Below are 22,756 nucleotides of genomic sequence, written 5' to 3'. Positions count from 1 at the left end.
CCGTGGCCCGTCGGGGCTCCCCACGGCTCGGCCAAAAGCCGTGCAGCGCACGGGTATTGACTCGGCAGGCACCCGCTGGTGGGCTCCGGGGATGACGAGTCATCAGTCGTTGCCCGCCTTCCCCGACGGGTTCCTGTGGGGCGTGTCGACCTCTGCGTTCCAGATCGAGGGCGCGCTCGACGAGGACGGGCGCGGCCCCTCCGCCTGGGACGCCTTCGTCCGGCAGGAGGGCCGGATCAAGGACGGCAGCGACGCCTCGGTCACCACCGACCACTACCACCGCTGGCCCGAGGACGTGGCCCTGCTGCGCGAACTCGGCGTCGGCGCCTACCGGTTCTCCGTCTCCTGGCCCCGTGTCCTGCCCTCCGGCGCCGGCCGGGTCAACGGGCCCGGACTCGACTTCTACGACCGGCTCGTCGACGCCCTGTGCGAGGCCGGCGTCCGGCCCGTACCGACGCTCTTCCACTGGGACACCCCGCTCGCGCTGGAGGAGCGCGGCGGCTGGCTGCGGCGCGACACCGCGCAGCGGTTCGCCGACTACGCCGACACGGTCGCCGCCCGGCTCGGGGACCGCGTCGCGCACTGGATCACCCTGAACGAGCCCGCCGAACTGACGCTGCTGGGCTACGGCCTCGGTGCGCACGCGCCCGGCGAGCGGCTGCTGTTCGACGCGCTGCCGGTGGCGCACCACCAACTGCTCGGCCACGGGCTGGCGGTCCGGGCGCTGCGGGCGCGCGGCGTCCGCTCCATCGGCATCGCCAACTCGCACGGACCGGTGCGGCCCCGGACGGACAGCGCGGCGGACGCCGAAGCGGCGGACCTCTACGACACCCTCACCAACCGGCTGTTCGCCGATCCGCTGCTGCTGGGGCGCTATCCGGACGAGGAACTGGCCGCGCTGCTCCCGGGCCCGGTCGACGACGACCTGAAGGCCATCAGCGAGCCCCTCGACCGGTACGGCGTCAACTACTACCAGCCCACCCTGATCGGCGCCCCCGAACCGCGGCCCGCGGCAGACGCCGGGCCCGCCGCAGACGCCGGGCCCGCGGGCGGCGGGTTCGCGGGCGTCGAGCTCCCCGCCGGACTCCCCTTCACCCTGCACGAGCTGCCGGGAAGGGAGCGCACCGGCTTCGGCTGGGCGGTCGCCCCCGAGGGGCTGCCGGAGACGCTGCACATCCTCCGGGACCGGTACGGCGACCGGCTGCCCCCGGTCCTGATCACCGAGAACGGCTGCGCCTACCCGGACCGCACCCGCGACGCGCGCCGCATCGCCTTCCACGACGCCCATCTGCGCGCCCTGCACCAGGGGCTCACCGAGGGCCTCGACGTCCGCGGCTACTTCGTCTGGTCGCTGCTGGACAACTTCGAGTGGGCCGAGGGCTGTGCGCAGCGCTTCGGCCTGGTCCACGTGGACTACGCGACATCGGAGCGCACGCCGAAGGACTCCTTCCACTGGCTGCGTCGCGCCCTGCGCGAGCAGCGCGGCGAGCAGCGCACCGGCCCGCCCGCGCGGTGACCCGCCGCTCCCGGCGGAGTACGACCGGGGGAGTACGGGGGGCCGGGGGCCGCCCGCCGGGGTAGCGCGGGGTTCGGCCCCGGGACCGACGAGCGGCGGGCGTGCGGCCGGGAGTCTGGTCGAGAGCCAGTCTCCCGACCAGGAAAGGGGCCCTGATGGGACCCATGACCGACGTGTCCGAGCGGGCGGACACGCCCGCACCCACGCCCGAGCCCGGGACCCGGGGGCGAAGGCGGCCCCGTGCCGTCCCCTGGGCGGTGCTCGTGCTGTGGGTGCTCGCCTTGGCGCTGGCCACGCCGTTCGCGGCCCGACTCGCCGAGGTGACCCGGGACAAGCCCACCGACTACCTGCCCGCCGGAGCCGACTCCACCCGGGTGCAGCACCTCCTGGAGGACCTGCCCGGCGGCGGGACCAGCGCGCTGCTGCTCGTGCACCACCGGGACGGCGGTCTCTCGGCTGCGGACCGGGAACTGGCCCGCAGCCAACTGCGCCGGATCGCCGACACCTACCGGCTGGTGGGCGGGGCCGACCGCGGGTTGCCGCGCACAGTACCCGCCGAGGACGGCGAGACCCTGCTGACCGCCTTCTCCCTCACCGGGATGGGCGACGAGGACGTACGGGACGAGGCGGTGCACCGCATCCGGGACCGGGTGGCGGACGTGCCGCGCGGACTCTCCGTCGAACTGGGCGGTCCGGGCGCGATGGCGGCGGACAGCAGCGAGATCTTCGAGTCCGTCGACGGGACGCTGATGCTGGGGACGGCGGCGGTCGTGGCCGTGCTGCTGGTCCTCACCTACCGCAGCCCGGTGCTCTGGCTGGTGCCGCTGCTGGTGGTCGGGGCGGCGGCGCTGGTGGCCAGGGCTCTCGTCCACGGGCTCGTGCAGGCATTCGACCTGACGGCCACCACCATGAACACCTCGGTGATGACGGTGCTCGTCTTCGGAGCCGGCACGGACTACGCCCTGCTGCTGGTCTCCCGCTACCGCGAGGAACTGCGCCTGCACGAGCGGCCCGTCGACGCCATGGCGGCCGCGCTGCGCGGCTGCGGACCCGCCGTACTGGCCTCCTCCGGCACGGTCGCTGCGGGGCTGCTGTGCCTGCTGGCGGCCGACCTCAACAGCGTGCGCGCACTGGGCCCGGTCGGTGCCGTGGGCGTCGGCTGCGCACTGGTCGCCATGATGACGCTGTTGCCCGCACTGCTCGTGCTGCTGGGGCGGCGGCTGTTCTGGCCGCTGATCCCCGCGTACGGCAGCCGGACCCCGGACCGCCGCACACTGTTCACCTTCATGGGCGGATCCGCGGGGCGCCGCCCGGTCACCGTGCTGGTGGGCGGTGCGGTGCTGCTGGGCGCGCTGTCGCTGGGCTCCCTGGCGATGCCCGGCGCCCTGCGCCAGCAGGACACCTTCACCGAGAAGCCCGAGTCGGTCACTGCGCAGGAAACGGTCGCCCGGGCGTTCCCCGGCAGCAGCAACCGGCCGCTGACGGTGCTGGCCCGCACCGCGGACGCTCCCGAGGCCGAGCGGGCGGTGCGCGGCACGGACGGCATCGTACGGGTCGAAGAGCAGCGCAGCGGGGGCGGTTGGACGGAGTTCTCCGCGTTCGCCGAGGATGCCCCCGAGTCGGCGGCCGAGACGGCCACCATCCGGCGGCTCCGCGGCGCACTGGACGAACTGGACACCGCCGAGGCCCTGGTCGGCGGGGTGAGCGCCCAGCAGTTGGACCTGCGCGAGACCGACGCCGCCGATCGCAGGCTGGTGATCCCGCTGGTGCTGGCGGCGGTGCTGCTCGTCCTGGTGCTGCTGCTGCGCAGTCTCGTCGCGCCGCTCGTCCTGACGGCCGCCGTCGTCGCCTCCTGGGCCGCCGCGCTGGGGCTGGGCGGGCTGGTCTTCGAACCGGTCCTGGGGTTCGCGGGGACGGATCCGGGCATCCCGCTGATGACGTTCGTCTTCCTGGTCGCGCTCGGCGTCGACTACGGCATCTTCCTGATGCACCGCACCCGTGAGGAGGCGCTGCGCGGGGTGCCGGTCACCGAGGCGTCGCTCGTCGCGCTGCGGAGCACCGGAGGGGTGATCGCCTCGGCGGGCATCGTGCTGGCCGCCACCTTCTGCGTGCTGGCGACGCTCCCGATGGTGCTGATGGCGGAGCTGGGTGTGGTCATCGCGGTGGGCGTACTGCTGGACACCTTCCTGGTGCGCACCTATCTGGTCACCTCCGCCGGTCAGTTGCTCAAGCGGTGGATGTGGTGGCCGGGGCGGTTGTCCGCAGCGGAGCGGGAAGGCAGCGGCGGTGCCTGACACTCGGCGCGCACGCGGCGGGCCGGCTTCCGAGCCCCTCCCGGCCTGCCGCACCGCTCTGCTCGGGCCGCTCCCGGCGTGCCGCACCCGTCTGTTCCGGTGTGCCGCCCGTACCGCAGGATGGGAGCCGTGCAGATGCCTCGCGATCCGGTGAACGCGCTCGTGGCCCGCCACCTGCGTCCGCGGCGGCAGGGCACGCCCGTCGCCCGGCGGGACGTGCTGCTCGCGGCGGCCGTGTGCGCCGTGCAGACCGCCATGGCGCTGACCGCCTCGCCCGCCGACGGGCACGTCCCCACGCCGCTCGGCTGGGCGTTGCTGACCTGCTCCGGCGCGCTGCTGGCCGTCCGCCGCCGCGCACCGTGGCTGACGGTACTGGCGATCGTGGCCTGCGTCGGCCCGTACCACGCGCAGGACTTCGCGCACCTCGCCGCCGTGCCCGCGCCGCTGATCGCGCTGTACACGATGGCCGTCGCCGGGCCGCCGCTGCGTTCGTTCGTCACCCTCGGGGCGATCGTGGGCCTCATGGCGACCGTCATGGGGACCGCCGGGCGCAGCCATGAACTGAGCGACATGCTGCGCTCGTCCGGATGGATCGTGGTGTGTGTGCTGTTCGGCGAGACGGTGCGCATCCACCGCAACTACCTCGCCGCCGTCGAGGAGCGCGCCGAACGGGCCGAACGCAGCAGGGAGGAGGAGGCGGCCCGCCGGGTCGCCCAGGAACGGCTGCGCATCGCCCGCGATCTGCACGATCTGCTCGCGCACAGCATCACCCTGATCGGTGTGCAGACGTCCGTCGCCGCGCACGTGCTGGTGGCCGACCCCGAACGGCTCGACCGGGCGGCGGTCGCCAGGGCGCTCGAAGCCATCTCGGACACCTGCCGGGGTGCGCGCACCGAACTCCGCACCACGCTGGAGGTGCTGCGGGCCGGGGACGCCGACCGGACGGAGCCGCTGCCCGGCCTGTCCGGGCTGCCGGATCTGGCCCGGGCGGCGTGCGAGGCGGGCGCGCGGGTCGAGGTGTCGGTGCACGACTCGGCGCACGCACTGGCGCCCGCCCCCGCCGTGGGCGCCGCCGCCTATCGCATCGTCCAGGAGGCGCTGACCAACGCCGTCCGGCACGCGGGTTCCGCCGTGTCGGTACGGGCCCTGGTGGAAGGGGCCGGCGGGGCGCTGCGGGTCAGCGTGGTCGACGACGGCGGAGCCGGGGCCGGGCAGTCCGCGGGGGAGGCGCCGGGCGGTCCGGGCGGATTCGGCATCGCCGGAATGCGGGAGCGGGCCCGCAGCGTCGGCGGCACGCTGGAGGCCGGTGCCCGCGCTCTGCGTCCCGGATTCGCCGTGACGGCCCTGCTTCCCGCCCGCCCGACCGCCGCCGCATCGGAGAGCGCCCTGCCATGACGGAAACCGCCCCGAACCCCGGACCGACCGCTGCCACGGGCCCGCTGCGGGTCGTCCTGGCGGACGACCAGACCCTGGTACGGGCCGCCTTCGCGATGCTCCTCGCCTCCGCGCCGGACATGAACGTGGTGGGAGAGGCCGCGACGGGCCGGGAAGCGGTCGCGCTGGCCCGGACCGCCCGTCCGGACCTCGTCGTCATGGACATCCGCATGCCCGACCTGGACGGCATCGCGGCCACCCGGCAGATCGCCGCGGACGAGGACCTCGGCGGCGTCAAAGTCCTCGTCCTGACCACGTACGACACCGACCAGCACGTGGTCGAGGCGCTGCGTGCCGGGGCCTCCGGGTTCCTGGTCAAGGACACCCGCCCGGCCGAACTGCTGGAGGGGATCCGCACGGTCGCGGCGGGCGAGGCGCTGCTCTCGCCCGGTCCCACCGCCCGGTTGATCGCCCGGGTGCTGCGCGCCCCCGGGCCGGACGCACCGGGCGAGCCGTACCCGGAAGCCCTGGCCGTCCTCTCGGCGCGGGAGCGCCAGGTGCTGTCCCTGGTCGGCCGCGGTCTGAACAACGCCGAGATCGCCCGGGCCCTCGCCCTCTCCCCGCTCACCGCCAAGACCCACGTCAGCCGCATCATGGGGAAGCTCTCCGTACGCAGTCGTGCGCAAATGGTGATCGCCGCCTATGAGTCGGGCCTCATCACCCCGGGAGCCGCCGGCTGACACCGGGGTGCGGGACAATGCCGTCATGTGCTGCACCCGGAACGCGTCGGTGATCGCGTGAGCCTCTTCCGCGACGACGGCATCGTCCTGCGCACCCAGAAGCTGGGCGAGGCCGACCGCATCATCACGCTGCTCACCCGCGGTCACGGGCGGGTGCGGGCCGTGGCGCGGGGGGTGCGGCGGACGAAGTCGAAGTTCGGGGCCCGGCTGGAGCCGTTCTGCCATGTCGACGTGCAGTTCTTCGCACGGGGCAGCGAGCTGGTGGGCCGGGGTCTGCCGCTGTGCACGCAGACGGAGACGATCGCCCCCTACGGCCAGGGCATCGTGGCGGACTACGACCGCTACACCGCTGGTACGGCCATGCTGGAGACCGCCGAGCGGTTCACCGACCACGAGGGCGAGCCGAACGTGCAGCAGTACCTGCTGCTGGTCGGCGGCCTGCGGACGCTGGCGTCGGGCGAGCACGGTGCGGGGCTGGTGCTGGACGCCTTCCTGCTGCGCTCCCTGGCGATGGGCGGCTATGCGCCCAGCTTCGCGGACTGCGCCAAGTGCGGTCTGCCCGGACCGAACCGGTTCTTCTCCGTCGCGTCCGGCGGCGTGGTGTGCCACGACTGCCGGGTGCCGGGCAGCGTGGTGCCCTCCCCGGAGGCGCTGCGGCTGCTGGGCGCGCTGCTGACCGGCGACTGGGAGACGGCGGACGCCTCGGAGCACCGGCACCGCCGGGAGGGCTCGGGGCTGGTCTCGGCGTACCTGCACTGGCACCTGGAGCGCGGGCTGCGCTCCTTGCGGTACATCCGGCAGGCGTCGAGCGGCCAGGATCTCCTGGCCGGGTCGGCGGGGCTGCCGCGTCCGGCCGGGTCGGGGCTGCCGCGTCCGGCCGGATCCGCGGGGACCGGGCCGGACGGCGGCCCGGGGAGCGGTTAGGCTCGGGCGGTCAGCACTGTCCCCCTGTCCCGCCCGCTGGAGATGAGTACCGATGGCACGCCGCGGAATGCTGCCCTGGTCGCAGCAGCGCGAGTACGAGGCGCCCGAGCCGCACCCCTCGGGTGCCCGGCCGCCCAAGATCCCGGGCGAGCTGGTCCCGAACCATGTGGCGGTCGTCATGGACGGCAACGGCCGGTGGGCCAAGCAGCGGGGGCTGCCGCGCACGGAGGGCCACAAGGTCGGTGAGGGCGTCGTCATGGACGTGCTCAAGGGGTGCATCGAGATGGGTGTGAAGAACCTGTCGCTGTACGCCTTCTCGACCGAGAACTGGAAGCGCTCGCCCGAGGAGGTGCGCTTCCTGATGAACTTCAACCGGGACGTGATCCGCCGCCGCCGCGACGAGATGGACGCGCTGGGCATCCGCATCCGCTGGGTGGGCCGGATGCCCAAGCTGTGGAAGTCCGTCGTCCAGGAGCTCCAGGTCGCCCAGGAGCAGACCGAGGACAACGACGCGATGACGCTCTACTTCTGCGTCAACTACGGTGGCCGTGCCGAGATCGCGGACGCGGCGCGGGCCGTCGCCGAGGAGGTGGCGGCGGGGCGGCTGGATCCGGCCAAGGTCAGCGAGAAGACGTTCGCCAAGTACCTGTACTACCGCGACATGCCGGACGTCGACCTGTTCCTGCGCCCCTCGGGCGAACAGCGCACCTCCAACTACCTGATCTGGCAGAGCGCCTACGCGGAGATGGTCTACCAGGACGTGCTGTGGCCGGACTTCGACCGGCGCGACCTGTGGGACGCCTGCCTCCAGTACGCCCGGCGCGACCGCCGCTTCGGCGGTGCGCGGGACGAGGCGGGCGAGCAGCAGGAGCAGAACGAGCAGGGCACCGCCGCCGGCTGAGGCCCGTGGGCCGTCGGCAGCGGTGCCGGAGTCGCCGGGCGCCGCGGTGTCCGGTCAGCCGGTGAAGTCCCAGGAGACGGTGCCGTTCGCGGTCATCAGCACCGCCAGCACGAGCAGATCGGCGGCGCCGAGGGCGGTGCCCAGCAGCGCGCGCCCGCGGCGGGTGGTGCCGCGGGCCAGGGCCAGTCCGCCCAGGACCAGCGCGCAGGGGCCGAGGACGACGTTGAAGACCAGCAGTCCGACCAGGCCCATGACGAACGAGGCCACGGCCATGTCGTCGGCGTCGCCCAGCCGGGTGCGGCCCTTGCGCAGCGGCGTGGTGAGCGGGCGGTTCTCGGTGGAGTCGGCGGTGGTCGTGGTCACGGTCAGCTCCTCTGCCGGTGGCGGCGGATGCGCTCGCGGGCGGTGAAGACGAGCAGCCAGGCGGAGATCACCGCGGCTGCCGGGACGGTCACCTCGGGCGGGAGTTGGGCCGGTGGGCCCACCAGGACTCCCAGCAGGAGGAACGCGGCGACCAGGAAGATCATCTGTCCTTCCCTCCCCATGCGTCGGCTTGTCGGCGGTCGTCGGGCGCGTGCGATTTTCGGTGAACAGATGTGGTGACAACTGTTCACTGAGTTGGAGACTACAGCATTGCGGCGTTCGGCGCACAACTGTTTACTGAAACCATGAGCAGCAGCACCCCTCACACGCAGCGGGACCTCCAGAAGGCCCGGACCCGTCGCGCACTCCTGGACGCGGGCCTGGCGCTGCTGGAGGAGCAGAGCCTCAGCAGCATCGGACTGCGGGAGATCACCCGTGCCGTGGGCATCTCGCCCGCCGCCTTCTACCGGCACTTCCGCGACGTGGCCGACCTGGGCGTCACGCTGGTCGAGGAGTCGCTGGGCAGCCTGCACACGGTGATACGGGCCGGGCTGACCGAGCGCAGCGACGACGGCGAGCGCATCGACCACCTCGTCGGCGCCATCGCCCGGTTCGTGCGCGAACACCCCGAGCACATCCGCTTCGTGGTGCGCGAGCGGCACGGCGGGGTGGCCGCCGTGCGGACCGCCATCGGCGCCCAGCTCGACCGGTTCGCGCAGGAGGTGGCCGAGGTGCTCGCCCGCGACGAGGTCTCCCGGGGCTGGAGCCCGGAGGATCTGCGGATGCTGGGCGAGACCTACGTCGACCACATGGTGATGACCGCCTCCGCCTTCCTGGAGGCCGCCCAGGGCGAGGGACCCCCGGAGCACGTCGTCGCGGGCACCGCGCGCCGCCAGCTCCGCCTCATCAGCCTGGGCCGCCGCCACTGGACCTCGGACCGGGCGCTCCCCGCCTCGTAGGTGCGGTCAGCCGGTGCGCCGGCGGAACAGCACCGCGCACAGCGGCAGTGCCACCGCCAGCAGCCCCAGGCACCAGCCGAGCGCCAGCCAGGGGCTGTTGCCGGTGGGCTGGTCCAGCAGCAGACCGCGCAGGGACTCGATGACGGGGGTCACCGGCTGATGGTCGGCGAAGCCGTGCAGCCAGTCCGGCATGGTGTCGATCGGGACGAACGCGCTGCTGGGGTAGGGCAGGAAGAGCATGGCGAAGGTGAATCCGCCTGCGGCCTCCGGCGTCTTGGCCAGCAGGCCCGCCGCGGCACCCAGCCAGGAGAGCGTGGTGATGTAGAGCAGCAGGATGCCGATGGCCGCCAGCCACTCCGCCGGTCCCGCGTGCGGCCGGAACCCGATCGCGAAGGCCACGGCCAGCACGGCCGCCGTGGCTGCCGCGTTGCGCGCGACGCTCGCCGCGACATGGCCGCTCAGTACGGCGGTGGGTCCGGTGTCCATCGAGCGGAAGCGGTCGATGATGCCGCCGGTCATGTCGTCGGAGACAGTCGTCGCCGTCATCGAGGCGCCGTATCCCGCGCACAGGATCAGCACCCCGGGCGCCACGTACGTCACATACTTCCCGGTGTTCGTCTCGATGGCACCGCCGAAGAAGTAGACGAACACCAGCATCAGCAGTACCGGCAGCACCAGTGCCGTGATCACGGCGTCCGGGTTGCGCCGGGTCAGCCGGACGGACCGCCCGGCCAGCACGGTGCAGTCCGCGAGATCACTCATGGGTCAGCTCCAGGAAGACGTCGTCCAGGGTGGCGCTGTGCAGCGAAAAGTGCGCGACCTGCGCACGCGTGGGGTCCAACTCGTCCAGCAGCGTCCGGACATGCGCGGCGCTGCCGTCGGTCGCCACTCCCAGCACCAGCTCCTCGGGTGCCCGGTGCAGCGCGCGCTCGCCGAGCTGCCCGGCCAGCTCCGCATAGGCCGAGCGGCCGGTCATCGTCAGGTCGAGCCGCTGGGCTGCGACCGTCTTCTTCAGCTCCTCGGGAGTGCCCTCCGCCCGCACCCGGCCGCCGTCCAGCACGGCGACATGGTCGGCCAGCCGGTCGGCCTCCTCCAGGTACTGCGTGGTGAGGAAGACGGTCACGCCCGCCCGGGTCAGCGAGCCGATCGTCTCCCACATCGTGCGCCGGCTGCGCGGGTCGAGTCCCGTCGTCGGCTCGTCCAGGAAGACCACCTGCGGGTCGGTGACCAGTCCGGCCGCGATGTCCAGCCTGCGCCGCATCCCGCCCGAGTAGGTCGACACGCGCCGTCGGCCGGCCTCGGTCAGGGCGAACCGCTCCAGCAGTTCCGTGGCACGGTTGCGGGCCGCCGACCGTGAATGGCCGCGCAGGCGCGCCATCATCCGCAGGTTCTCCTCTCCCGTCTGCTCCTCGTCCAGCGCCGCGTACTGCCCGGTGAGGCTGATGGCGCGGCGTACCCGGGACCGTGCGGCGGTCACGTCGTGCCCGGCCACGACGGCCTGCCCCGCGTCGGCGCGGGTGAGCGTCGCCAGGATCCGGACGGTGGTGGTCTTGCCCGCCCCGTTCGGTCCCAGCAGTGCGAAGACGCTGCCGCGCCGCACCCGCAGGTCGAGCCCCGCGAGTACATGGACGGAGCCGTACGCCTTGCTCAGCCCGCGCGTCTCGATCGCCCAATCCGCTTCTGCCGCTGGGTGCATGGCACTTCCCCCCTCATTGTGTGTATCTGATACACGAAACTGTGTATCTCATAAACCTTACTGCGTATGCTATACACGAACCGGGGGTGCGACGGCAACCCCGAAGGGCGGAGAGGAAGGGTGGAGAGAGGGAAGATGGCGAAGCGGGAGCAGGCGCCGGCACCGGACGGCCTGCCGGCCGGTGTGGCCGCCGCCTGGGGGCTGCGCGAGCGGCCCGGCAGAGGTCCGGCGCGCGGGCTGGACGTGCGGCGCATCGTCGCCGCCGCGATCGGCGTCGCCGACGCCGAGGGGCTCGCCGCGCTCTCGATGAGCCGCGTCGCCGCCGAGGTCGGCGTCTCGACCATGGCGCTCTACCGCTACGTCGCAGGCAAGGACGACCTGCTGATCCTCATGGAGGACGCGGCGATCGGCACCCCGCCGCCGGGACCGGAGCCCTCGCCGGAGGGCTGGCGGGACGGACTGGAGCACTGGGCCCGCGCCTACCGCGACGTCCTGCTGCGCCACCTGTGGATCGTCCGGATCCCCATCGGTACCCCGCCGCTGTCCCCGCACGGCGTGGAGTGGATGGAGCAGGCACTCGCCCACCTGCGGGGCACCGGGCTGGACGCCGAGCGGAAGCTGGGTGCGCTGATCACGCTGAGCGGCTACATCCGCAGCAGCGTTGCCCTCCTCGCGGACATCGCGGAGGCGAGTCGGCAGCAGGGCTCGGGCTGGGAGGACGCGGAGCGCCGCTACTGGCGTCTGCTGAGCGAACTCACCGCAACCGGCGGGTTCCCTGCCGTCCGCGAACTGCTGGCCTCCGGCGAGGTGCACGAGACCGCCCCCGGTGACACCGAGGGCACGGCGGACTTCGCCTACGGCCTGGGCATCGTGCTGGACGGAGTCGGCGCCAGGATCGCCGACTGTTCGCCCCGCGACGGAGGGTGACCGCGGGTCCGCGGGACGTTCTCCGCGGGTGCGGGTGCGGGTGCGGGTGCGGGTGCGGGTGCGGGTGCGGGTGCGGGTGCGGGCCGATGATGCTCAGCGACGTGAACGGGGCCGGGCGGTGCTCTCCGCGGTGCGGCGGCGGGCGTCCGCGGCTCCGCCGCACTGCCGGGCCCGCGGGCTACCCCGCGGCGGCGCAGTCCCCGCAGGTGCCGAAGATCTCCACGGTGTGCCCCACGTTCACGAAGCCGTGCTCGGCCGCGACGGAGGCCGCCCACTTCTCCACCACCGGGCCCTCGACCTCCACGGCCTTGCCGCAGGCGCGGCAGACCAGATGGTGGTGGTGGTCGTCGCTGTGGCACCGCCGGTAGACGGCCTCGCCCTCGTCGGTGCGCAGCACGTCCACCTCGCCCGCGTCGGCGAGGGACTGGAGGGTGCGGTAGACCGTGGTGAGCCCCACCGAGTCGCCGCGGTGCTTGAGCATGTCGTGCAGTTCCTGCGCGCTGCGGAATTCCTCGACCTCGGCGAGTGCCGCCGAGACGGCGGCGCGCTGCCGGGTCGACCGGCCGCGTACGGGGGGACCTGCGGTGGTCACGCTCTGGCTCCTTAACGTTCGTCGGCTCCGGGGAGGGCGCCGAGGCGGCTCCGGGTCGGCGCGGCGTTCGCGGCCCCCCATTGTGCCAGGCGCCCCCGGCAGGCGGGTATTACACCCTGCCCGGGTGATCCACCGGCCCGGTGCCGCCGTCGGACTGCGCGCTCCCGTCCGCTACCAGAGTGCCCTCTTCCTCCCCTCGGGCGACAGTCCCGCCCCCGCTGCGGAACCTGCGCCGTGCCAGGGGCGTGGCCAGCGCGGTGACGATCCCGAAGAGCAGGATCGCCAGGACGACGATGCTCGCCCCGGGCGGCACGTCGGCGAAGTAGGAGGTCACCGTGCCGGACAGGGTGACGGCGACGCCGAAGCCCATGGCCAGCCCCAGCGTGGCGGCGAAGCCGCGGGTGGCCTGCTGCGCCGCGGCGACCGGGATCACCATCAGCGCGCTGACCAGGAGCAGTCCGACCACCCGCATCGCCACCGTGACGGTGACGGCGGCCGTCACGGCCAGCAGCAGGTTCAGCAGCCGCACCGGCAGGCCGGTCACCCGGGCGAACTCCTCGTCCTGGCAGACGGCGAACAGTTGCCGCCGCAGCCCGAGGGAGACGAGCAGCACGAAGGCGGACAGCCCCACGATGGCGGTCAGGTCCTCGGCGGAGACGGTGGTGATGGAGCCGAAGAGGTAGGTGGTGAGGTTCGCGTTGGAGCCGTTCGGCGACAGGTTGATGATCATGACGCCGCCCGCCATGCCGCCGTAGAACAGCATCGCCAGCGCGACGTCCCCCCGCGCCTTGCCGTACCAGCGGATCAGCTCCATCGAGATCGCGCCGAGCGAGGCGACCAGCACCGCCATCCACACCGGGTTGGTGCTCAGCAGGAAGCCGAGCGCGACACCGGTGAGCGCGACATGGCCGATCCCGTCGCCCATGATGGCCTGACGGCGCTGGACGAGGTAGATCCCCACGGCGGGTGCCGCGATGCCGACCAGCAGTGCGGCCAGCAGCGCGCGCTGCATGAACGCGAAGCCGAGCATCTCGATCATGAGAGAAATCCCGTTCCGATCTTGGACGCCGGTTCGGCGGCGGACGCGGAGTCGTGCGGATGGCAGGCCGGGTCGTGCAGCGTGGCGGGGTCCGCCACCCGCTCGACCACGCCGTCCCGCAGCACGACGGCACGGTCGATCAGCGGGGCGAGCGGGCCGAGTTCGTGCAGGACGAGCAGCACGGAGGTGCCCTGCTCCACCTGCCGGCGCAAGGTCTCGGCCAGCACGTCCTGGCTGGTGACGTCCACCCCGGCCAGCGGCTCGTCCATGATCAGCAGTTCCGGTTCGGCGGCCAGTGCCCGGGCGATCAGTACCCGCTGGTGCTGGCCGCCGGAGAGCGCGTCGACCGGGTCCCGCATCCGGTCCGCCAGCCCGACGCGTTCGAGGGCGTGCCGTACCGCGGCCTTGTCCTCGCGGCCCAGCGGGCGGAAGCGCCGCCGGGCCAGCCGGCCGGCCGAGACGACCTCCCGCACGGTGGCCGGGACCCCGGCCGCCGCCGTCGAGCGCTGCGGCACGTAGCCCAGCCGCCGCCAGTCCCGGAACCGGGCGGCCGGGGTGCCGAACAGTTCCAGTTCACCGCCGGTGAGCGGCACCTGCCCCAGCACGGCGCGGATGGTGGTGGACTTGCCCGAGCCGTTGGCTCCCAGGAGCGCGACGGTCTCGCCGCGCTCCACGGTCAGCCCCACGCCGCGCAGCACGGGCCGCCCGCCCAGCGAGGCGGTGGCTTCGCGCAGCACCACAGCGGGTGCTCCGTCGGCTGTTGCGGCGCCGTCCCGGGCCGCGGTCGTCCTCGTCATGCCTCACGCCCTCACTGCGCGCCGAGCGCGGTCTCGAGTGCGGTCAGGTTCTGGTGCATCACCGAGAAGTAGTCCTGCTTCCCGGGGTCCTTCACGCTCTCCAGCGGGCTGAGCACCGAGGTCTTCAGCCGGAGGTCGTCCGCCAGTGTCCGGGCGGTCTTGTCGCTCGCGTTGTTCTCGAAGAAGACCGTGTCCACGTCCTCCTTCTCCGCGATCTTGTGCAGTTCCTTCATCCGGGCCCCGCTGGGCTCCGACTCCGGGTTGATGCCGGCGACCGCCGCCTGGCGCAGCCCGTACCGCTCCGCGAGGTAGCCGAAGGCGGCGTGCGTGGTGATGAAGGTGTCCGACTTCCGGCCCCGGAGGCCGTCCTCGAAGTCCCCGTCGAGGGTCTTGAGGCGGGAGACGAGGTCCGCGGTGCTCTTCTTGTAGGCGTCCTTGTGGTCGGGGTCCGCCTTCTGGAGCTGCTTGCCGACCCCCTCGGCGACCTCGGCGTAGCGCACCGGGTCGAGCCAGATGTGCGGGTCGCCCGCGGTGTCGTGGTCGTGGCCCTCGTGCTCGTCGTGGCCCTCCTCGCCGTGTTCCCCGTGCTGGTGGCCCTCCTCGCCGTGCACGTCGGTGCCGTGGTCCTCCAGGGTGGTGAAGGAGGCGGCCTCCGCGACGTTCTTGACGCCCGACTGCTCGATCGCCTCGTCGACCGCGGGCTGCAGCCCCTTGAGGTAGACGATCAGATCCATCTCGCTGAGCTGCCCGGTCTGCTTCGGGCTCAGCTCCAGGTCGTGCGGCTCGGTGCCGGGCTTGGTGAGGTTGCTGACCTCGACGTGGTCGCCGCCGATCTGCTGTGCGAGGTATGCCATGGGGTAGAAGGACGCGGCCACCTGAACCTTCCCGTTGTCGCCGCTGTCGCTGCCGCAGGCGGCGAGGGGGAGGGAAGCGAGCCCGAGGGCGGTCAGGGCTGCGCTGGTACGTATGAGCCGACGGGGGCGGTGGCCGATGTTCATGACACTCATTTTCATCGAAACTGGAAACGATTGTCAACTAAAGCTTTGCGCTCCGTGATCACGGCGCACTGTCGGAGGGGATCTTCCGGGGCGGTCCCGATGACTCCGGACAAGAGGTCCCGATGCGAGCCGCAACCGATTTGCCGCGCCCCCTACGGCCCCCAGTAATCTGAGGTATTCCGTCTCGCCGTCAATGAAGAGAGCACCGTGGCCGCCGACAAGATCGACACAATTGTCAGCCTCAGCAAGCGCCGTGGCTTCGTCTACCCGTGCAGTGAGATCTACGGCGGTCAGCGTGCCGCCTGGGACTACGGGCCGCTGGGCGTGGAGCTGAAGGAGAACATCAAGCGTCAGTGGTGGCGCTCCATGGTCACCTCCCGCGACGACGTGGTGGGCATCGACTCGTCGGTGATTCTGGCCCCCGAGGTCTGGGAGGCGTCGGGCCATGTCTCCACCTTCACCGATCCGCTCACCGAGTGCACCTCGTGCCACAAGCGCTACCGCGCCGACCACCTGATCGAGGCATACGAGGCCAAGCACGGCCGCGAGCCGGAGAACGGCCTGGCCGACATCAACTGCCCGCACTGCGGCAACAAGGGCGGCTTCACCGAGCCGAAGCAGTTCTCCGGGCTGCTCTCCACCCACCTCGGCCCCACCCAGGACTCCGGCTCGGTCACCTACCTGCGTCCCGAGACCGCGCAGGGCATCTTCACCAACTTCGCGAACGTCCAGCAGACCTCGCGCAAGAAGCCGCCGTTCGGCATCGCGCAGACGGGCAAGTCCTTCCGGAACGAGATCACGCCGGGCAACTTCATCTTCCGCACCCGCGAGTTCGAGCAGATGGAGATGGAGTTCTTCGTCAAGCCGGGCGAGGACGAGGAGTGGCACCAGTACTGGATGGACCAGCGCTGGGCCTGGTACCGGGACCTCGGCATCCGCGAGGAGAACATCCGCTGGTACGAGCACCCGAAGGAGAAGCTCTCCCACTACTCGAAGCGCACCGCCGACATCGAGTACCGCTTCAACTTCGGCGGCAGCGAGTTCTCCGAGCTGGAGGGCGTCGCCAACCGCACCGACTTCGACCTCACGGCCCACTCCAAGGCGTCCGGCCAGGACCTGTCGTACTTCGACCAGGAGGCCGGCGAGCGCTGGGTCCCGTACGTCATCGAGCCGGCCGCCGGTGTCAACCGCGCGATGCTCGCCTTCATGCTGGACGCCTACATCGAGGACGAGGCGCCCAACGCCAAGGGCAAGATGGAGAAGCGCACCGTGATGCGCCTCGACCCCCGGCTCTCCCCGGTCAAGGTCGCCGTGCTGCCGCTCTCCCGGAACGAGCAGCTCTCTCCCAAGGCCCGCGGCCTGTCCGAGGCGCTGCGCAAGCACTGGAACATCGACTTCGACGACGCGGGCGCCATCGGCCGCCGCTACCGCCGCCAGGACGAGATCGGCACCCCGTTCTGCGTCACCGTCGACTTCGACACCCTCGACGACAATGCCGTCACGGTGCGTGAGCGCGACACCATGAAGCAGGAGCGCGTCTCCCTCGACCAGATCGAGGGCTACCTGGCCGGCCGCCTTCTCGGCTGCTGACCCGCCGCACTCCAGGTCCGCCGTGGCCCGGCACCCCGCGCAGGGGTGCCGGGCCACGGCGCTACCACCTGCCGGATCTCACCCGGGTGTGCGGCGCAGCAGCAGGCACACGAAGCCGAAGCTCTCCCGGTACCCGCGCAGCCACTCCTCCCGGTGTTCCGCCGCCGCGCGCAGGGCCTCCGCGCTGTCCGGATGGCCGGGGTGGTCCAGTGCCCAGCGGGAGAGGGAACCGGTCCAGTTCCACTCGTAGTCGTCCAGCTCGTGCCGGGTCGAGACGTGTGCGTACACCGGGGTCCAGCCCTCCGCGGTGACCTTCCCGACCGTTCCGGCGAGGTCCTCGTACGCGCCCAGGATCTCCCGCGCCCGCGCGCTCGGCTCGCGCTCCCAGTAGGCGTCCCCGACCAGCACCGCGCCGCCGGGCGCCAGCAGTCGCCGCGCGCCCTCCAGCGCGGGCAGCAGCCCGCCGAACGCGTGCGCGGCGCCCACACTCAGTACGACGTCGCCGGGCCGCTCGGCGGAGAACGCCGCGGCCTCCTCCTGGCGCAGTGCCAGTCGCTCCGCGACCCCCGCCTCCTCCGCGCCGCGCCGGGCCCGCTGCAGCGCCTCCGCGGAGAGGTCGACTCCCTCCGCCGTGACCTCGGGATGCCCCCGCAGGACGCGCAGCAGCCACGCTCCTTCGCCGCAGCCGAGGTCGATCACGTGTTCGTCGCCGCGGACGACCGCCCGGGAGAGCAGCCGGTCCACGGAGGAGTCGTCGAGCGGCGCCGCGACGGGGTGGTCGGCGTGTGCGAGCAGGGAGCGCGTCTGTCGGTCCATGCCGGAACTCTGGCAGAGCGGAGGTTCTCTCAGCTCTCCTTTTCCGGGGCCGGTCCCTGGCCGAACCCGTCCGTCTCCAGCTCGAAGTCGAACGGCGGGGGCATCGATGCCTTTTCGCCGAACCGGTAGGTCTTGCGTTCCGCGTACCCCAGCGAGGTCGGAGTCGAGAAGACGGAGAGGGTGTCCTCCTGCATGTCGAGCAGGAGGTACACGGGGATTCCCGCCTTGGCGTAGACCGGCAGTTTGTCGGTCCAGTCGACACGGCGCGTCGAGTCAGAGGTCAACTCGGCGACGAGCGTGAGGGACTCACCGTCGATGCATCGCTCTTCGGTGTCGAAGGCCCGCTCGGCTGCCACGAAGACGTCCGGACCGTATGCCCGCTCCTGTCCGGGGAGGGCGAAGAGGTAGGGGGAGCTGTCCACGACCAGTCCGGTCGGCAGGTGCGGCTCGATCTGCGTCCGCAGTGAACGCATGACGCGCAGGTAGTACCCCTTCGACCACGGCGACATGACGATGTTTCCCCCGATGATCTCCGCCCGGTATCCCTCGGGCACCTCCATGGTCAAGAGTGTCCGGAACAGCGCCTGGTAGCGCGGCGGTCCCTCGGGGGTCTCTATGGGCGTCATGGGTGTCGTCCTGGCGGTCGGTCGTTCCAGCGTCTCCGTCATGATGCGCTCTCCAGGTGCTGTGAGCCAGTTGCCACGCACCGTAGCCGGATGGACCGACAATGTGAGCGGATCCCTCGACGGGACCCCTCGAAGGAGTGGGATTCAGCTCGCTGCCGCGCGCAGTACCGCGTCGAGCAGGCCCGGGAAGCGGGCCTCGAGGTCGGCGCGGCGCAGGCAACTGATCTTCGCGGTGCCGCGGTAGCACTGCTTGATCACGCCCGCCTCGCGCAGTACCCGGAAGTGGTGGGTCGCGGTCGAGGCGGAGACCGGCAGCTCGACCTGGGAGCAGGCGGCGCCGGCCCCGTCGCCTTCGCCATGGGCGCCCAGTGCGGTGGCGATGCGCAGCCTGATCGGGTCGGACAGTGCGTGCAGCACCGTCTCCAGGCGGATCTCCTCCGGCGCGGGATGCGGGAGTTCGCGTACGGCGGTCGTGGTCGGCACGGGTCCATAGTACGGCAGTCATCGAAATTTGACAGGCATCGTAGTACGGCGGTTATCGTACTAAGGCCGTTGTGCCGGCAACGGCTCCCACCCCGATTGGAGAGCGCCGTGAGCGCACTGTTCGAGCCCTTCGACCTGCGGTCGGTGACCGTGCCCAACCGCGTCTGGATGGCACCGATGTGCCAGTACTCGGCCGCGCCGGACGGCCCCGACCAGGGCGCCCCCAACGACTGGCACCTCGCGCACCTGGGCGCGCGCGCCGCCGGGGGAGTCGGTCTGGTGCTGGTCGAGGCCACGGCTGTCACCCCCGAGGGCCGGATCAGCCCCTACGACCTGGGCCTGTGGAACGACCGCCAGCAGGAGGCGTTCACCCGCCTCACCCGGTTCCTGTCCGAGCAGGGCACCGTCCCCGGCATCCAGCTCGCGCACGCGGGCCGCAAGGCGTCCACCGAGCGCACCTGGGTCGACCGCGGCGCCCCTCTGGCACCCGGCGAGAACCACGGCTGGCAGCCGCTGGGCCCCAGCCCGGTGCCCTTCACCGACGGGCACACCACCCCCGACGAACTGTCCCGGGAGCAGATAGCCGAGCTGGTGCGGCAGTTCGCGGACAGCGCTCGCCGCGCCCACGAGGCCGGATTCCGCGTCGTGGAGATCCACGGTGCGCACGGCTACCTGATCAACGAGTTCCTCTCGCCCTACACCAACCACCGCACCGACGAGTACGGCGGCTCCTTCGAGGGCCGGACCCGGTTCGCGCTGGAGGTCGTCGAGGCCGTCCGCGCGGTGTGGCCCGAGGAACTGCCGCTGTTCTTCCGGATCTCCGCGACCGACTGGCTGAGCGAGAACCCCGAGGACGACCGCGAGGGCTGGACCGGCGACGACACGGTCCGCCTCGCGAAGGAGCTGCACGCCCGCGGCGTCGACCTGCTCGACACCTCGACCGGCGGCAACGCGCCCGACGCCCGTATCGAGGCCCTCCCCGGCTTCCAGGTGCCCTTCGCCGAGCGGGTCCGCAAGGAGACCGACCTGCCTGTCGCCGCCGTCGGCCTGATCACCGAGTCCCGGCAGGCGGAGCAGGTCGTCGCCTCCGGCCAGGCCGACGCGGTCCTCCTCGGCCGCGAGCTGCTGCGCCGCCCGTACTGGGCGAACGAGGCCGCGGTGGAACTGGACGCCCAGCCGCGTCGCCCGGTGCAGTACCACCGGGCGTAGCCGGGCCCGTTCGGCCGGGCCGGGACCGGGGGGCCGACAGGGGGCCGGTGGCGGTCAGCGGGAGCCGATGCCGTCACCGGCTCCCGCTGTGCCTACTGTTGGTGCTGTGACGCCGGGACCGGCGTCCGCCGAGCCTGTCAGGAGTGAGCGATGCCCCTCGTCGAAGTGACCTGTGCGCCGGACGTGCCCGAGCACACGCTCCGCGAGCTGGGCGCGGTGCTGCCGCACCTGGTCTCCGTGGCCGTCGAGTGCCCCGAGGAGCCCTACGACGGCGACCTGCAACCCGGCGACGTGGAGCTCCGCTTCCGGCAGCTCGGCCCCCTCGACCGCTGCGGCCTGGACATCGTGATCGAGGTGCGCTCCAAGTGGTTCGAGAGCCGGGCCACCGACCGCCAGGAGCGCGTGGACCGGCTCCACGACAGCATCGCCGAGGCGACCGGCCTCGACGACTTCGGCGTCTACCTCACGCTCCCGGTCGCCGCCTGGTCCCAGGGGGAATGAGGACACCCGCGGGGGTTGCGGCTCAGTCCAACTGGTGCACGAAGGCGACCAGGAACAGTACGGCAGCCGCGCAGCTCAGCAGCACTGCCGGCAGTACCCACGCGGGCCGGTGCTCGCCGCGCAGCGGGGCCGTCATCCGCCGGTGCAGCGCGCCGAGGCCGTACAGCAGCCCGACCGCCGCTCCGCAGATCGGCACGCTCACCCCGAAGTGCGCCAGCCAGGCCCCGGCTTTTCCGGGGCCGCCCCAGGAGCCGTCGTAGGGGCCGCTGTCCACGAATCCGTAGAACAGCCCGCGCGCGATGCCGAGGGCGAGCACCCCGGCCAGGATCAGCGCCAGGACGCCGAGCAGCACGGTCAGTAGCGCCTGTGTCAGTACCCGTGGGCTGCTCGCTCCGGGGTCCGCGCGCAGCGCCCGGCGTGCGGACCCGCTCTGTCCGCCGAGCTCCGCGAGCAGGGCGAACAGCCCGACCGGGAAGAGGGCGACGGCCCCTCCCAGCCGCCGTCCGAACCGCCGCGAGGCGGAGGGTGCGGAGAGGGAGGGTGCTGTGGTGGTCCGGGAAGCGTTCATGGGCGGGAAGCTATGGCGCCGGATACGCCGCGCGGGAGCTACCGCGGAGCCACGTATGTGTCCGTGCCCCCTACCGCGGTAGGGGGCACCCACACTTGTGCTGGGCTCAGCCGGCCTCCGGGCCCCCGCCCAGCGCGCTGACGAATGCCTGCCAGGCTTGGGCCCCGAAGTACGCCGTCCCCCGCGCGGGGTCCTTGCTGTCGCGGACCGCGCGCCCGCCGGCCGCTGTGTGGGCGACCTCCACGCACTCGTTGGCGGAGCCGCCGCCCGAGTACGACGATGTGCGGAAGGGGCGGACGACGGTCTTGCGGTTCACTCGGATTCCTCCGCCTCGGGAAGGTCGGCAACGAGCCTCTGAAGGAGATCTCGGGTCCGGTCGGTGGTCAGGGCCGCGGAGCGCAGCGCGTCGAAGGCGTGCGCATAGGGCATCGTCAAGTCGTCGTCCTCCATGACGACGCTTTCCTGGTGGGTGTCCTGTGCGACGGCGGACGGAGCCCACTCCCCGTCGAAGGACAGCATCACGAACGGCGGTGAACTCGTCGCTGCCGACCACTCGCCCAGTGGCAGCACCTGCAAGCTGATCAGCGGCTGCTGTTCGAGCCGCAGCAGGTCGAGCAGTTGCGCGCGGTGCGTTGTCGGGTCGGGCATGGAGGTGAGTGCGGGTTCCCAGATGACCGCAGCCAGTCGGGCGCCGGAGCGGAGGAACTGCTGCCGTCGCTGCTGACGGATCGCGACGATGTGTGCGACGTCCGCTTCATCCCGAGGCATGGGATTCGCAGTCGCCAGAGCTCTCGTGTACTCCTCCGTCTGCAACAGGCCCGGCACCAGAGCTGTCTGCCAGGTGCGGATGAACGTGGCGTCGGATTCCAGCGCGAGATAGTCGCCCAGCTTGTCCGGCACAGGCACCGGTTGGTTGACCCACCAGCCGCGCTTGGTGGCGCTCCGGGCCAGTCGTTCGAGCTGCGAGCGTGTCGCCTCGTCGTTCACCTCGTAGAGGTCCAGGAGATAACGGACCTCGGGCACGCGGGCGCAGTTGGCGCCCGACTCGATACGGCTCATCTTCGCCGTCGAGCAGCCCAATGCTTTGGCTGCGTGCTCCTGGTCGAGCTTTGCGGCCAGCCTGTACCGCCTCAGCGCAGAGCCGAGTCGTCTGCCGCGCATCGTCGGCCTTCGGTCCGAGGGCATGTGTCCTCCCCTTCGTGCTGCTCCAAGTCTGCACACCAACTGGGTGAGTGGGACAGGAGTTTGAGACGCAGCGTAGTTGGCAAACTTGCCAATCGAATCACTTGCCAAATATCTCCATGGGTCCGTAGCGTGAGCCATCTCACCCAGCGCACCTGTGTGCGCACCAAGGGTGAATGAATCGACCTGCTCAGCCGCGGGAGGCCCCATGTCCGGGCGTACGAACATCGCAAGGTTCCGTCTCAGCAAGGCGTCCGTGCCGAGGGCGCGGGAGCATGTGCGGCTGGTGCTCAGGGAGTGGAAACTCGGCCACCTCTGCGACGAAGCGGCACTCGTCGTCAGCGAGTTGACGACCAACGCGGTCACCCATGCCGCGCAGGGGATCGGCGACCAGGTGGAGCTCGTGCTCCGCCGCCGGGACGGGGTCCTCGTTCTGGAGGTCTCCGACTCCTACCAGTGGGAGATGCCCGAACTCCGCAAACCCGCACCGGAGGAGACCTCGGGGCGTGGATTACTCCTGGTCGACGCCCTGTCCCAGGCATGGGGCGTACGCCCCCGCACGGGTGCGGGCAAGACGGTGTGGGTGCACCTCGCGGTGCGCCGCGAGGGAGAGGACTAGCCCCGCGTCGGGCAACGTTCGCCCCGTCGACGGCGGCGCGTT

At 72.0% G+C, this 22,756-nt stretch carries 25 protein-coding genes and 1 pseudogene; 12 read left to right on the top strand and 14 right to left on the bottom strand.

Features of this window, described 5'->3' with window-relative positions:
• Positions 1 to 91 precede the first annotated feature (91 nt).
• From BMX65_RS03995 to BMX65_RS03970, 6 genes and pseudogenes are all read left to right on the top strand, one after another.
• Positions 92 to 1,516, top strand: coding sequence for a glycoside hydrolase family 1 protein (locus BMX65_RS03995; RefSeq protein WP_074998651.1), 1,425 nt, complete (start codon positions 92 to 94; stop codon positions 1,514 to 1,516).
• A 164-nt stretch (positions 1,517 to 1,680) separates the two neighbouring features.
• Positions 1,681 to 3,810 carry an MMPL family transporter gene (locus tag BMX65_RS03990; RefSeq protein ID WP_079171688.1) on the top strand — a complete coding sequence of 710 codons (2,130 nt, stop codon included), beginning with the start codon at positions 1,681 to 1,683 and terminating at the stop codon, positions 3,808 to 3,810.
• A gap of 135 nt (positions 3,811 to 3,945) precedes the next feature.
• Positions 3,946 to 5,205, top strand: coding sequence for a sensor histidine kinase (locus BMX65_RS03985; protein WP_239501849.1), 1,260 nt, complete (start codon positions 3,946 to 3,948; stop codon positions 5,203 to 5,205).
• The gene (locus BMX65_RS03980) at positions 5,202 to 5,924 is read left to right on the top strand and encodes a response regulator (protein WP_074998649.1); all 723 of its coding nucleotides are present in this window, start codon (positions 5,202 to 5,204) and stop codon (positions 5,922 to 5,924) included. The genes BMX65_RS03985 and BMX65_RS03980 overlap by 4 nt, the downstream gene beginning before the upstream one ends.
• A 57-nt stretch (positions 5,925 to 5,981) precedes the next feature.
• Positions 5,982 to 6,728: pseudogene (recO, locus tag BMX65_RS03975) on the top strand (DNA repair protein RecO); the annotation flags it as partial.
• 172 nt (positions 6,729 to 6,900) lie between these two features.
• Complete coding sequence (locus BMX65_RS03970) at positions 6,901 to 7,749, top strand: isoprenyl transferase (RefSeq protein WP_074998647.1); 849 nt, start codon at positions 6,901 to 6,903, stop codon at positions 7,747 to 7,749.
• Between the two features lie 54 nt (positions 7,750 to 7,803).
• Here the strand turns inward: BMX65_RS03970 and BMX65_RS03965 are convergent, their stop codons facing one another.
• Both BMX65_RS03965 and BMX65_RS32405 read right to left on the bottom strand, forming a co-directional pair.
• Entirely contained in the window at positions 7,804 to 8,112 is a 309-nt protein-coding gene (locus BMX65_RS03965) for a DUF4190 domain-containing protein (protein ID WP_107437376.1), read from the bottom strand.
• Between the two features lie 2 nt (positions 8,113 to 8,114).
• On the bottom strand, positions 8,115 to 8,294 hold the full coding sequence (locus BMX65_RS32405; RefSeq protein ID WP_143081802.1) for a hypothetical protein: 180 nt from the start codon (positions 8,292 to 8,294) through the stop codon (positions 8,115 to 8,117).
• A gap of 123 nt (positions 8,295 to 8,417) precedes the next feature.
• On the opposite strand from BMX65_RS32405, the gene BMX65_RS03960 reads away from it, so the two are divergent.
• The gene (locus tag BMX65_RS03960; RefSeq protein ID WP_074998646.1) at positions 8,418 to 9,071 is read left to right on the top strand and encodes a TetR family transcriptional regulator; all 654 of its coding nucleotides are present in this window, start codon (positions 8,418 to 8,420) and stop codon (positions 9,069 to 9,071) included.
• A 6-nt stretch (positions 9,072 to 9,077) separates the two neighbouring features.
• Here the strand turns inward: BMX65_RS03960 and BMX65_RS03955 are convergent, their stop codons facing one another.
• Both BMX65_RS03955 and BMX65_RS03950 read right to left on the bottom strand, forming a co-directional pair.
• A complete protein-coding gene (locus BMX65_RS03955) occupies positions 9,078 to 9,833 on the bottom strand; it encodes an ABC transporter permease (RefSeq protein ID WP_074998645.1) in 756 nt (251 codons plus the stop codon).
• A complete protein-coding gene (locus BMX65_RS03950) occupies positions 9,826 to 10,767 on the bottom strand; it encodes an ATP-binding cassette domain-containing protein (RefSeq protein WP_074998644.1) in 942 nt (313 codons plus the stop codon). The genes BMX65_RS03955 and BMX65_RS03950 overlap by 8 nt, the downstream gene beginning before the upstream one ends.
• 135 nt (positions 10,768 to 10,902) lie before the next feature.
• Between BMX65_RS03950 and BMX65_RS03945 the strand changes: the two genes are divergently transcribed.
• A complete protein-coding gene (locus BMX65_RS03945) occupies positions 10,903 to 11,694 on the top strand; it encodes a TetR/AcrR family transcriptional regulator (protein ID WP_074998643.1) in 792 nt (263 codons plus the stop codon).
• 178 nt (positions 11,695 to 11,872) lie between these two features.
• On the opposite strand, the gene BMX65_RS03940 is transcribed toward BMX65_RS03945, so the two are convergent.
• The 4 genes from BMX65_RS03940 to BMX65_RS03925 form a co-directional block, all read right to left on the bottom strand.
• Entirely contained in the window at positions 11,873 to 12,286 is a 414-nt protein-coding gene (locus tag BMX65_RS03940) for a Fur family transcriptional regulator (protein WP_074998642.1), read from the bottom strand.
• Between the two features lie 109 nt (positions 12,287 to 12,395).
• Positions 12,396 to 13,325, bottom strand: a complete 930-nt coding sequence (locus BMX65_RS03935; RefSeq protein WP_074998641.1) for a metal ABC transporter permease — start codon at positions 13,323 to 13,325, stop codon at positions 12,396 to 12,398.
• Positions 13,322 to 14,122, bottom strand: coding sequence for a metal ABC transporter ATP-binding protein (locus tag BMX65_RS03930; protein ID WP_074998640.1), 801 nt, complete (start codon positions 14,120 to 14,122; stop codon positions 13,322 to 13,324). Before BMX65_RS03930 ends, BMX65_RS03935 begins: the two co-directional genes overlap by 4 nt.
• 11 nt (positions 14,123 to 14,133) lie before the next feature.
• Positions 14,134 to 15,120 carry a metal ABC transporter substrate-binding protein gene (locus BMX65_RS03925; RefSeq protein WP_074998639.1) on the bottom strand — a complete coding sequence of 329 codons (987 nt, stop codon included), beginning with the start codon at positions 15,118 to 15,120 and terminating at the stop codon, positions 14,134 to 14,136.
• Between the two features lie 207 nt (positions 15,121 to 15,327).
• Here BMX65_RS03925 and BMX65_RS03920 point away from each other — a divergent pair, with 207 nt between their 5' ends.
• Positions 15,328 to 16,710: a glycine--tRNA ligase gene (locus tag BMX65_RS03920; protein ID WP_074998638.1), complete on the top strand. Its 1,383-nt coding sequence runs from the start codon at positions 15,328 to 15,330 to the stop codon at positions 16,708 to 16,710.
• Positions 16,711 to 16,788: 78 nt separating this feature from the next.
• On the opposite strand, the gene BMX65_RS03915 is transcribed toward BMX65_RS03920, so the two are convergent.
• The 3 genes from BMX65_RS03915 to BMX65_RS03905 form a co-directional block, all read right to left on the bottom strand.
• Positions 16,789 to 17,526: an SAM-dependent methyltransferase gene (locus tag BMX65_RS03915; RefSeq protein ID WP_074998637.1), complete on the bottom strand. Its 738-nt coding sequence runs from the start codon at positions 17,524 to 17,526 to the stop codon at positions 16,789 to 16,791.
• Positions 17,527 to 17,555: 29 nt separating this feature from the next.
• A complete protein-coding gene (locus BMX65_RS03910) occupies positions 17,556 to 18,152 on the bottom strand; it encodes a Uma2 family endonuclease (protein ID WP_074998636.1) in 597 nt (198 codons plus the stop codon).
• Between the two features lie 144 nt (positions 18,153 to 18,296).
• Positions 18,297 to 18,635: an ArsR/SmtB family transcription factor gene (locus tag BMX65_RS03905; protein WP_019356100.1), complete on the bottom strand. Its 339-nt coding sequence runs from the start codon at positions 18,633 to 18,635 to the stop codon at positions 18,297 to 18,299.
• Between the two features lie 108 nt (positions 18,636 to 18,743).
• Here BMX65_RS03905 and BMX65_RS03900 point away from each other — a divergent pair, with 108 nt between their 5' ends.
• Both BMX65_RS03900 and BMX65_RS03895 read left to right on the top strand, forming a co-directional pair.
• The gene (locus BMX65_RS03900) at positions 18,744 to 19,844 is read left to right on the top strand and encodes an NADH:flavin oxidoreductase/NADH oxidase (protein WP_074998635.1); all 1,101 of its coding nucleotides are present in this window, start codon (positions 18,744 to 18,746) and stop codon (positions 19,842 to 19,844) included.
• Positions 19,845 to 19,994: 150 nt separating this feature from the next.
• Positions 19,995 to 20,345, top strand: coding sequence for a hypothetical protein (locus tag BMX65_RS03895; protein WP_074998634.1), 351 nt, complete (start codon positions 19,995 to 19,997; stop codon positions 20,343 to 20,345).
• Between the two features lie 22 nt (positions 20,346 to 20,367).
• Here the strand turns inward: BMX65_RS03895 and BMX65_RS03890 are convergent, their stop codons facing one another.
• The 3 genes from BMX65_RS03890 to BMX65_RS03880 form a co-directional block, all read right to left on the bottom strand.
• Complete coding sequence (locus tag BMX65_RS03890) at positions 20,368 to 20,913, bottom strand: hypothetical protein (protein WP_074998633.1); 546 nt, start codon at positions 20,911 to 20,913, stop codon at positions 20,368 to 20,370.
• A gap of 106 nt (positions 20,914 to 21,019) precedes the next feature.
• Positions 21,020 to 21,229, bottom strand: coding sequence for a DUF397 domain-containing protein (locus BMX65_RS03885; RefSeq protein WP_107437375.1), 210 nt, complete (start codon positions 21,227 to 21,229; stop codon positions 21,020 to 21,022).
• Positions 21,226 to 22,098, bottom strand: a complete 873-nt coding sequence (locus BMX65_RS03880) for a helix-turn-helix domain-containing protein (protein ID WP_074998632.1) — start codon at positions 22,096 to 22,098, stop codon at positions 21,226 to 21,228. Before BMX65_RS03880 ends, BMX65_RS03885 begins: the two co-directional genes overlap by 4 nt.
• A 205-nt stretch (positions 22,099 to 22,303) precedes the next feature.
• Between BMX65_RS03880 and BMX65_RS03875 the strand changes: the two genes are divergently transcribed.
• Positions 22,304 to 22,714, top strand: coding sequence for an ATP-binding protein (locus BMX65_RS03875; RefSeq protein ID WP_074998631.1), 411 nt, complete (start codon positions 22,304 to 22,306; stop codon positions 22,712 to 22,714).
• The last annotated feature ends 42 nt before the right edge of the window (positions 22,715 to 22,756 follow it).

Origin of the sequence: Streptomyces qinglanensis, from assembly GCF_900111245.1 — a bacterium.
Lineage (GTDB): Bacteria > Actinomycetota > Actinomycetes > Streptomycetales > Streptomycetaceae > Streptomyces > Streptomyces qinglanensis.
Note: the sequence above shows the minus strand (reverse complement) of the source record. Positions and strands in the feature narration are given on the sequence as shown.